Origin of the sequence: Celeribacter marinus, assembly GCF_965656515.1 — a bacterium.
Lineage (GTDB): Bacteria > Pseudomonadota > Alphaproteobacteria > Rhodobacterales > Rhodobacteraceae > Celeribacter > Celeribacter marinus_D.
The window spans coordinates 1-10,987 of sequence record NZ_CBFHKW010000012.1 but is presented as its reverse complement, the minus strand read 5'-3'; the positions used below and the strand labels follow the sequence as shown (position 1 = coordinate 10,987).

9 protein-coding genes are annotated in these 10,987 nt (G+C 55.8%); 4 read left to right on the top strand and 5 right to left on the bottom strand.

The genetic code is table 11. The features are described 5' to 3' along the window. Positions 1–120: 120 nt before the first annotated feature. The 5 genes from ACTG34_RS04490 to phnC all read right to left on the bottom strand — a co-directional run bounded on the left by ACTG34_RS04490 (position 121) and on the right by phnC (position 4,846). Entirely contained in the window at positions 121–732 is a 612-nt protein-coding gene (locus ACTG34_RS04490) for a chloramphenicol acetyltransferase (RefSeq protein WP_439103808.1), read from the bottom strand. A gap of 83 nt (positions 733–815) precedes the next feature. Further along, positions 816–2,120 (bottom strand): phosphonate ABC transporter, permease protein PhnE, encoded by a 1,305-nt coding sequence (gene phnE, locus ACTG34_RS04485; protein WP_439103857.1) that lies wholly within the window; start codon positions 2,118–2,120, stop codon positions 816–818. 14 nt (positions 2,121–2,134) lie between these two features. Beyond that, a complete protein-coding gene (gene phnE / locus ACTG34_RS04480; RefSeq protein ID WP_439103807.1) occupies positions 2,135–2,986 on the bottom strand; it encodes a phosphonate ABC transporter, permease protein PhnE in 852 nt (283 codons plus the stop codon). 64 nt (positions 2,987–3,050) lie between these two features. Continuing rightward, positions 3,051–3,956, bottom strand: coding sequence for a phosphonate ABC transporter substrate-binding protein (gene phnD / locus ACTG34_RS04475; protein ID WP_439103806.1), 906 nt, complete (start codon positions 3,954–3,956; stop codon positions 3,051–3,053). A 65-nt stretch (positions 3,957–4,021) separates the two neighbouring features. Continuing rightward, on the bottom strand, positions 4,022–4,846 hold the full coding sequence (phnC, locus tag ACTG34_RS04470) for a phosphonate ABC transporter ATP-binding protein (RefSeq protein ID WP_439103805.1): 825 nt from the start codon (positions 4,844–4,846) through the stop codon (positions 4,022–4,024). 353 nt (positions 4,847–5,199) lie between these two features. Between phnC and ACTG34_RS04465 the strand changes: the two genes are divergently transcribed. The 4 genes from ACTG34_RS04465 to ACTG34_RS04450 form a co-directional block, all read left to right on the top strand. Further along, complete coding sequence (locus ACTG34_RS04465) at positions 5,200–5,775, top strand: ImuA family protein (RefSeq protein ID WP_439103804.1); 576 nt, start codon at positions 5,200–5,202, stop codon at positions 5,773–5,775. Then, the gene (locus tag ACTG34_RS04460) at positions 5,726–7,189 is read left to right on the top strand and encodes a Y-family DNA polymerase (RefSeq protein ID WP_439103803.1); all 1,464 of its coding nucleotides are present in this window, start codon (positions 5,726–5,728) and stop codon (positions 7,187–7,189) included. The genes ACTG34_RS04465 and ACTG34_RS04460 overlap by 50 nt, the downstream gene beginning before the upstream one ends. Beyond that, positions 7,186–10,449 carry an error-prone DNA polymerase gene (locus ACTG34_RS04455; protein ID WP_439103802.1) on the top strand — a complete coding sequence of 1,088 codons (3,264 nt, stop codon included), beginning with the start codon at positions 7,186–7,188 and terminating at the stop codon, positions 10,447–10,449. The genes ACTG34_RS04460 and ACTG34_RS04455 overlap by 4 nt, the downstream gene beginning before the upstream one ends. Positions 10,450–10,762: 313 nt before the next feature. Further along, the coding region (locus ACTG34_RS04450) for a hypothetical protein (protein ID WP_439103801.1) at positions 10,763–10,987 on the top strand (225 nt) is incomplete at its 3' end.

Sequence of the window (10,987 nt, the reverse complement as noted above, 5' to 3'; positions counted from 1 at the left end):
CACCGAAGGCGACCCCGTGCTGCGTTCGGTCGCGATCAACATCACCCCCGACGGCCTGCCTATAGAATACGGGATTACAAAATTTGCTGGGGCACGCGTCGCCCTCACAGTGGCAAACGACTAGGCGTATTTTTCGATAAACGCCTCGATTGGCATCTTTCGAAAGTCGCCGAGTCGCTCGCGAAGTGTTGCATGATCCCAATCCCACCACGCCATTTCCATGATCTTATCCGCGACTGTGCGCGCAAAACGGTCACGTATAGGTTTGGCTGGAATGCCCGCCACAATGGAATACGGATCAACGTTTTTTGTCACAACCGCCGAAGATGCAACAACCGCACCGTGACCGATTGTGACCTCAGGCATAATCACCGCATTGTGACCTATCCATGTATCATGTCCAATGTGCGCCACACGCGATGCGCGATGCTCAAAGAAACTTTCGTCAATACTCGCGTCATCCCAGTAATCAGATGAACGATATAGGAAGTGATGAAGGGAGGCCTGAGACATCGGATGATCGGTTGGTCCAATCCGCGAAAAGGCTGCGATATTGGCGAACTTGCCGATCATCGCATTGGCGATTTCAGCGTAGCGATCACAGTAAGAGTAATCGCCTAATTCGGAAAACAAAACGCGGCTGCCTTCGCCGATTTCCACGTAGTGGCCACAGGTCACACCTGTGAGCTGCGCGCCCGAATGGATCAAAGGTTCAAGTCCAAGTTTTGGCATTAGAACAGGCGCTCCTCACCTAAATAAGAGAAAAACTTACTATTATCAGCCATCGTGAAGTCGACCGCCAATCAAAACACGCATCATTCGCCCTTGATCAGCTTACGGCGCAACCATCCCGACAGGCTGTCCATGACCATAACCATCAGCACAACAAGGATGATGTAATACGTCACTTCCTCCCAGTCTTTCTGCGTAAGCATGGCTTGCGTTAGTAAAAGTCCTATACCGCCACCTGTTATCGCCCCGATAATCGTTGCGCTACGCGTACTAGACTCGAATGAAAATAGGACTTGGCTAAGCAATACTGGCGTAACCTGCGGGATGACGCCGAAGCGATAGCGGTGTGGCATCGCAGCGCCGGTCGATGCTACGCCCTCGACCTGCTTCTCATCAACATTTTCAAGCGCTTCGGAGAACATCTTACCAAACGACCCCGTATCCGTGAGCAAAATCGCCAGCGCTCCAGTCAACGGACCAGGTCCAAATGCACGCGCCAGGATAATTGTCCAGATCAGACCATCAATGCCCCGAAACAAGTCAAAAACCCGACGCAACGCAAACCGTACAGTTTGGATGGGCGTGAAGTTCTTGGCTGCGAGGAACGCGAGGGGTAGTGAAATAATCGCGGCCCCAAACGTGCCTAGAAATGCCATCAAAATCGTTTCAAACAACGCCCATACGACTTGAGAGTGTGACCACATTTTATTGTGCCAGAAATCCTGCGCTGCGCCCCCCAAATTTGACCGCGTCGGATCTATACGTTCACCGAGTACAAGATCTACAATTCCGTGACCATAATATGGACTATCGAGGGTAAAGAAAAACAACTCCCATCCCGTGAAATAATTAAAGGCTTCGGCCTTATTTCTTGTAAACGATACTCGACCTTCGTCGGTTGTGATTGCGAGCCGCGTTTTGGATAGGCTTATCCAGTCAGGGATGTCATTATTCAAATTAGTGACAACTTCACGCCCGACCATGCTGGCTTCTATTGTTCCAAAGTCAGGAATACTCATAGTTAGGGCGCTACCAGGTAGGAACGTCACGATCTGTCCACCCCCGAGATCAATTCGAGTGGTTTGTCCGTCAACATGCACCCAATCAGGGGTCACTCCGTCGGGATAGGCTCCTTTACGCTCGCCTTCTATACTCACACTGGTTTCGCCAGAGCGATTGTCGCGTGTCACATGGGTCTTGTAGCTATACATATCTGTTACGAGTGTGGCGGCGTTGTCCATCCGCGCACGCCCCGCAAGCCCCATAAGGTCAAAGGCAAAAAAGACATACACAAGATATCCACACACGATCACGGGCGCCGCGATAGCGCGCATTTTCTTGCGCTCGAAAAGACGCGCGATATCGTTACGCAAGTCAGGGCCAGTCATAACATCAGCGGACATCAATGAGCTCCTTTGCCAACAAGCCGGTTACGGACATGGCTAGATAATTGATCGAACGCCACGATTGTAGCGAAGAGTAAAATGAAAATGGCGGCAGCTTCATCAAACTTTCCTTGCCCCCATGACATGGCGTTTTTTAGTTCGTAACCGATACCACCCGCACCGACGAAGCCGAGAATTGCAGAGGCTCTGACGTTTACCTCAAATCGCAAAAGCCCGTAGCTCAGATAGTTCGGTGCGACCTGTGGGATTATACCCAAATACATACGTTGCCCCCATGTTGCACCAACTGAGAACAGACCCTCAACGGCCTTCAGATCGGCATTCTCGTTGACCTCAGAAAACAATTTCCCGAGCGAGCCTGACGTATGGAATGCAATGGCAATCATCGCCGGTACAGGTCCGCCACCGAGCACAAAGATTAAAACAAGTGCGATAACAATTTCGGGTACAGCGCGCATTATATCCATTATGCGACGAAAAAGCGGGATCAATCTGGGCCAGCGCGCCAGCCCGCGCGTCGATAAAAGAGATAGCAACGTACCGAAAATAGTGCCGATCAAAGTGGAAACCGCAGCAATATTGATGGTCTCGATCAAAGCCGGAAAGTATGTGACGATATGGGCAGGAAGCTCGTGCAGCTTCGGTGCAGTATCACGCCACACAGCGGCAGGAAAGTCGAACACATTGTGCAGTCCGCTCCAGAAACCGCCAGCATTCCGACTATCGGCAAGAACGAACCCGGACACTAGCAATAGCATGAAAACAGCGAGCATGATGCCGCCATACAATCGTTTGCGCTGTACCATTTCGAGATAGTGGGCGCGAAAATCGTGTTCAACAAATGACATGATCGAGTTCCTAAAAGACAGAACCCCGCCACGACAAGTAGCGGGGTTCATAATCTGAAAAGTCTTATTCAGACTTTGATTTACGCGCAGCGACAATCGATTCGTACTGTGCATGCGAAATAGGCTTGAACCCGAGAGACTCGCCTGCGGAGATGTTGTAAGTACATTCTTTGTCGGCCTCATAGAGACCCTCAATCAACGCAGTCATTGTGTCTTTGACATCTTGTGGCAATGCTTTGCGCAACACAACTGGACCCTCGGGTATCTCTTTTGAGCGCCAAATCTCTGTCAAGTCATTCATGTCGATCAAGCCCGCATCAACTGCTTTGCGCAGTGAGCCAGAGTTATATCCGTCTTCCCATGCACCTTGGCCATCTGCCCAAGTCACGCCGGCATCAACGTCGCCATTGTTTACTGCAACGATTGTTTGCTCGTGGCCGCCGGTAAATTTGACCTCGGAGAAATAGTCGCCGGATTCCATCGTGATACCCTCTTTATACTGAGGAATCTCAATAGAGGGGATCAGGTATCCAGATGTCGAGTTTGGATCGCCAAAACCGAATGTTTTACCGGCCATGTCGTCGAGAGATGATACGCCGCTATCCTTGCGTGCGAAACCGATAGAGTAGTATCCGATGGAACCGTCCATGTTAACTTTAACCAAGACAGGCTCTACCGCTTCTGGGTCATCAAGATACGTTGCCGCATATGATGATGCACCCAACCACGCCATATCGATGGTGCCACCAAGAAGGCCTTGAATCACACCCGCGTAATCTGCGGGAGCAAACAATTTAACCGGAACACCAAGTGCGTCTTCGGTGTATGACTTTAGGCACTCGTGGTTGGCCAAACGGTCTTGAGCGTTTTCACCTCCAAGGATTCCAATATTAAAGCCGTCGATCTGTTGAGCGCCTGCAGCACCCGCAAGTGAAGTTGTCGCCAGTACGGCTGCAATCAGTTTTTTCATCGTAGTCTCCAGGTTTGATGCCCGCGCAGTTTTAGTGTGTCGCGGACGGATGAATTGATGGTGGTTCAAACAGCAACCTTGGCGTCGCGGATTGAAGCGTCATAAAGGTCATGATGATCCCGAATTTCAGTTGAAGTGGCGGCTTCGGAAAAGTCCGCACCTGCGCCGTAGATGTCTCGCGCGACGCCAGTTGTAAGCTGTGAGGGAGATCCATCGAAAACAATGCGCCCATCGCGCATACCAATTATACGATCACAATATCGACGCGCCGTATCGAGCGTATGAAGGTTCGCAATCACCATACGGCCATCCTCGTCATGGATGCGGCGCAACGCCTCCATAACGGTTTGAGCATTCATCGGATCAAGAGATGCAATCGGCTCGTCGGCCAGAATTATTTTTGGATCTTGCATGAGCGCACGTGCGATTGCCACACGTTGCTGTTGCCCGCCCGATAATGCTTCAGCCCGTTTTGCCGCATGCTCGGCGATACCAAGACGCTCGAGAATATCGACGGCCTTATGAATGTCGGCTTTAGGGAAGATGTTAAACATTGTCGCAAGCGTCGACCGATGACCGAGGGTGCCGTGTAGAACGTTTGACACGACATCCATTCGCGGTACGAGATTGAATTGTTGAAAAATCATCGCACAGTCGGACTGCCACTCACGGCGAGCGCGCCCACTCAATGACAGCACATCGCGACCTTCAAAAGTCAGTGAACCGCTGCTGGCATCGGTCAGGCGGTTGATCATACGCAAAAAGGTCGATTTACCTGCACCTGAACGCCCAATAATCCCAATCATCTTAGGCTCATCAACACGAAAAGTCGCTTTATCGACTGCAACATTCGTGCCAAATGATTTGGTTAGTTTATCAACAACAAGCATATGCGTCCCCTTGATCTTGGGAGGGACATAAACTGGATTCGTGTAAACCTTCGTGACAGTTAGATGACTGTTTTATGACGCTGGAATTCGCGCTTCGCCTTACCGCCAACCTAGCCCACACGCGACACAGCAAGGCAGGACGCGTCAACCACCTTGAGATGTATTACAACCCAACGCGCACGCACTTATACGTACAACGTCATGCTATTACAGGTTAACTATGCGCAGGGGTAACAGGTCATATTGATTACATCGATCAGCTCAAGCATGGGGTTTAAGCGCGACTTAGACCCCACATCCGTGTCGGTTATACTCTCGGCTACGTCGCCGCAATTGTTGTGTATAATCCCCCCATGACCGAATTCGAATCTCATTTTCCGCCGATGAACACCCGCACCCATGAGGTCTGTGGACCGTCCGCCTATGCCTTTGCTTTCGCGCTTGCAGGGCGGATGTGTCGCGCAGGGACTGATACCGTGCTTTGGGTGCGTGAGGCGTGGAACGGGACGCAGCTGAACCCGTTGGGCTTTGCACCCTATCTTGATCCGCAACAGCTTTTGATAGCGCAGGCACCAAGTCACATTGACGCTTTGGCCTCGGCTGAGGAGGCGCTTCGCTCTGGGCGCATTACACTTGTGGTCATGGAGCTGAGCCAACCGATTGGCCTCACCGAAGGGCGGCGATTGCAGCTTGCCGCCCAACAAGGCCGCGCCATGGGACTGTGCATTTTGCCTGAGGGGATGGGCAGCAATGCGGCTCAAACCCGTTGGCATTGTGCCCCTGTTTTTGACGCAAAGGCGCGTGCGGACTCGACTCTGCAAAAATGGGAAATTATAAAGAACAAATCAGGAACACTAAAGGCGTGGAATGTGAAGTGGGATGCGCAAACGTGTCGTATCAATGTGGTTTCCGAGGCTGCCCAGCGATAGGGTTCTACGCGCACGCACGCAAGTTACCGCCAACGACAACCGTCCATTCGTGCTCACACATCACGAGAAAAACACCGACCGCATTTATTGCTTGAACAGGGCCGCAGAGGCGCAGGGGTTGCACCGTGGCATGGGCGTCTCAGACGCCCGCGCCTATTGCCCTGAGCTGCAAAGCCAACCCGCCGACACCGTGGCCGATGCGCGATTTTTACAGATGCTCGCGCGGTGGAGCAAACGTTATTGTCCTTGGGTCGGTCTTGATGGTGCGGACGGGTTGATGCTCAATATCGCGGGTTCGGCGCATCTGTTTGGCGGCGAGAGGGAGATGCTCGACGACATGCGTCACCGCCTCGCACGGGCGGGGTTAAACGGCCATATCGCGGCGGCGAATACGCGCGGGGCTGCGTGGGCGCTCACCCATTATGGTCGCGCCGCCACGGATGACATCCGCAACCTGCCCGTGGCCGCACTGCGCCTTGAGGCCAAAACCGACACGGCGTTGCAACGTCTTGGGTTGCGCAAAGTCTCCGATCTTCTCGCGCTGCCGCGTGCCACGATTGCACGCCGCTTTGGCCCCGATGTGGTGCTGCGCCTTGATCAGGCCATGGGCGCACAGGATGAGGCCATCACGCCCTTGGGCGATCCGCCGCATTACGGTGTGCGCCTCACATTGCCCGACCCGATTGGATTGGCGGCAGACGTGATGAGGGGCACCGAGCGCCTTTTGGTCCGCCTGTGTGATAAGCTCAAAGAGCAGGATATGGGCGCGCGACAATTACAGCTCACCCTGCGCCGCGTCGATCAGGGTGCCCAACAGGTCGAGTTGCGACTGGCCGCCCCTATGCGTGATGCAGACCGGATTTTGCCGTTGTTCGAGCGCGGTATAGGCGCGGTGGATGCGGGGTTTGGCATTGATCAGATGCGCCTTGAGGCCACGCAAGTCGAGCCGTTGTTAAATGCGCAAATCACCACTGCCACGGCATCACGCCCAGATGGGTTGGACGATCTCATCACGCGGCTTGGCAACCGCATCGGGCTTGAGAATATACAACTTCTTTTACCCGCCGACAGCCATATCCCAGAGCGTAGTTTTCAGATTGCGCCCGCCGCCTATAGCACCTCGAATGGCGCGTGGTCGCGCCACCGTCCGCGCCCGTTGAAACTCTTTCCCCCCGAGCCGATTTTGGGCGCGGGATCACAGCCCCCCACGCGGTTTCGCTGGCGGCGCATGTCTCTGACGACAGGGCGCTCCACAGGGCCGGAACGCATTGCGCCAGAGTGGTGGTTGCCAGATGAGGCATGGCGCACGGGCGTGCGCGATTATTGGTATGTTGAGACCCGCGAAGGGCGGCGACTGTGGCTGTTTCACACGCCACAAAACCCCGGATGGTTCGTGCATGGAGAGTTTGCATGAGCGCCCGTAACCCGTCCCTAGACCCCGGATATGCAGAGCTGTGCTGCACGTCGAATTTCACCTTTCTGCGCGGCGCATCGCACCCTGAGGAATTGATCGCACGCGCAGCCACCCTTGGCCTCACCGCCATCGCAATCACGGATCACAATTCATTGGCAGGCGTGGTGCGGGCATTTTCGGCGCTCAAGGAGTTGCGCCGCGAGCATGGGGACAGCGCGCAACTACCCAAACTCATCGTCGGCGCGCGGTTGATCTTGCGCGACAGTGACACGCATTGGATTGCCTTGCCCCATGATCGTGCGGCCTATGCGCGGCTGACGCGGTTGCTTACACTTGGCAAACGGCGCGCCCCCAAAGGTGCGTGCTACCTCGACCTGCGCGACATCGCACAAGGCTGTGCGGGGATGAGCCTGATTGCCTTGCCGCAATCGGCCCTGCACAACAGCGGGCCCGAGATCGCCACGCTTAAAAAGTGTTTCCCCTCGGATGTCTTTGTCGGCGCTGCCCCGCGCTATGACGGCAGCGATCAGGCGCATTTCGACGCCATAGCACAGCTAGCACATCGCACCGCCGCGCCGATGGTGGCCGTGGGCGATGTGCTTATGCATCACGGGGCGCGCCGACAGTTGGCCGATGTTCTGACCTGCCTGCGCGCGCACATCACAATTGACCAGATCGGCACCCGCGCGCTGTTGAATGCGGAACGACGTCTCAAGGGAGAGGCCGATATGGCGCGGTTGTTTGCGCGCCACCCCGCTGCCCTGCGCCGCACCGTGGAGATTGCCGCCAAGGCGAGCTTTTGCCTCTCCGAGTTGAGCTACGAGTATCCCGACGAGATCGCGGGGGACGAGCCACCGCAAGAGAGGTTGGCGCGATTGGCCGCCAAGGGGCTTAAAACCCGCTATCCAAACGGCGTGCCCGACACAGCCATTGCGCAGATGGACAAGGAGCTGGCACTGGTCAAAACGCTCGACTTTCCGGCCTATTTCCTCACCGTGCATGACATTGTGCAGTTTGCCAAATCGCAAGGCATCCTGTGTCAGGGACGCGGCTCGGCGGCCAATTCGATCTTGTGTTATCTCTTGGGGATCACCGATGTCAGCCCCGAGACCATTACCATGGTGGTTGAGCGGTTCGTGTCCGAACATCGTGGCGAGCCGCCAGACATTGATGTCGATTTCGAGCATGAGCGCCGCGAAGAAGTCATTCAGCACATCTATTCCAAATACGGCCGTCACCGCGCGGGCCTATGCGCCACGGTGATCCATTTCCGCTCGCGCGCCGCCATCGCGGAGGTTGGCAAAGTGATGGGCCTGTCCAAGGATGTGACGGCCAACCTGTCGGGGCAAATCTGGGGATCGGGCAACAACGGCGCGGACCCTGAACGGGTCAAGGAATTGGGCCTCGACATGAGCGACCCGCGTCTGGCGCTCACCATAAAACTCATCGGGGAGATCATCGGATTTCCCCGCCATCTGAGCCAACATGTCGGCGGATTTATCATCACCAAGGGGCGGCTTGACGAGCTGTGCCCGATTGAAAACGCCGCTATGGACGACCGCACAATCATCGAGTGGGACAAGGATGACATCGACGCGCTTGGCATTCTCAAGGTCGATATTCTCAGCCTCGGGATGCTCACCTGTATCCGCAAAAGTTTCGATCTGATTACGCAGCATGGGGGCGAAAAGTTGTCGATTGCAACCGTGCCTCAAGCGGACGCGCCGACCTTTGACATGCTGTGTGTGGCCGATGCGATTGGGGTGTTTCAGGTGGAGAGCCGCGCGCAAATGAACTTCCTGCCGCGCATGAAGCCGCGCGTGTTTTACGATCTGGTGATCGAGGTCGCCATCGTGCGTCCCGGTCCGATCCAGGGCGGCATGGTGCATCCCTATATCAACCGCCGCCAAGGCAAAGAGGCCGTGACCTTTCCATCGCCCGCGCTTGAAAAGGTGCTCGGCAAGACCCTTGGCGTGCCGTTATTCCAAGAGCAAGCCATGCAGATCGCCGTGGTCGCGGCAGGGTTTTCGCCGTCAGAGGCCGACAAGCTGCGCCGCTCCATGGCGACGTTCCGACGAATGGGCACCATCGGTCAGCTGCGCGACCAATTTATCAGCGGCGCGGTGGAGCGTGGTTATGATCAGGCCTTCGCGGAGAGCTGTTTTTCGCAAATCGAGGGCTTTGGCGAATACGGGTTTCCCGAAAGCCACGCCGCGGCCTTTGCGATGCTCGCCTATGTTTCCGCATGGTTAAAACGCCACCATCCCGCCGCCTTCGCCTGTGCTTTGCTCAATTCGCAACCGATGGGATTTTACGCCCCCGCGCAAATTGTCCGCGATGCGCGCGAGCATCACATTGAGGTGCGCCCGATCTGTGTGAACGCGAGCGATTGGGACAATACATTGGAAAAACGCGCCGATGGATCACTGGCGCTCAGGCTCGGGTTTCGCCAGATCAAAGGCTTTCGCGAGGAGGACGCCGCATGGATCGTGGCTGCGCGCGGCAACGGCTATCCCGACCCTGAGGCGTTGTGGTTGCGGGCGGGGATAACGCCTGCGGCTCTAGAGCGATTGGCCGAGGCGGACGCCTATGCAGGGCTTGGCATGGGGCGGCGCGATGCGCTTTGGGCGGTGAAGGCCATCACCGGCCCCAAACCCCTGCCATTGTTCAATGACCCGATTGAGGGCGAAGGGATCCGTGAGCCTTCCGTGACCTTGCCCGCGATGCATCTGGGCGAAGAGGTCGTTGAGGATTACGTTGCCATGCGCCTGTCGCTCAAAGCCCACCCGATGGAGCTTTTGCGCCCCGAGATGGACGGGCTGACGCCCCATGCGGCCTTGCCCGATGTGCCCCTTGGTCCGATTGCGGGGCGCGCCATTTCGGTGTGCGGCTTGGTGATCACGCGACAGCGCCCCGGCACCGCGTCGGGCGTTGTGTTTTTGACGCTGGAGGACGAAACGGGCGTATCAAACGTGGTGGTGTGGAAGACGGTCTACAAACAGTTTCGCCGCGCCGTCATGGGCGGGCGGTTGCTACGCGTCACGGGCGTGGTTCAACGCGAAGGCATCGTGGTGCACCTCATTGCGCAGCACATCGAAGATGTCTCACACCGCCTCAGCACCCTCGGCCACCCGATGGAAAACGCCATCGGCATCACCCAACCCCAAGCCGACGACGCTCCCCGCACACGCGCACAGCCGCGCGCCATGCACCCGCGAGATCAAGCCAAACGGTTGTTCCCAAGCCGCGATTTCCACTAACGGATCATCGCGAGAACTCAAGACGCCCTCTTCCGAGCTTTCTTGACGGTCAAAAGCAAAAACAATCAAAATAGCAGGATCAACACTTAAGATACTGATAATATAATAAATTTTGACATACTGGTTTTACACTATCCATGTAATGAGGTTGGGCTAAATAAATCTCGCGCGCTTTAATGCCGGCAGATCGACTACCCTGGCTGCGCCATTGATCTGTCTTTGAGCACGGACGGTTGAACACTGCACACTGCTACCAAAGCCGTCGAGCTGTCCTGCGAATGCATGCTAAGCACTGGGGCAGTGATCCAGTGGGATGGACGCAGATCTAACGAGCCATGCGCCTTCCTTGGAAAAGCTGGCGTCGATATCGACGCTCGCGCACCGCGCAACTCATCAAGGCCATGTCGCCGCCGACCTGAGCCCCAAGTTCCCTCCGGCTTTGCGCGGAGCCCTTGGGGTTATGCACTTGCCCCCAACCTTGGACCAGCTGGATCTAGAGATTTCCGGCTTTCGTCAGATCGGTGGGCTGGTTTCACCT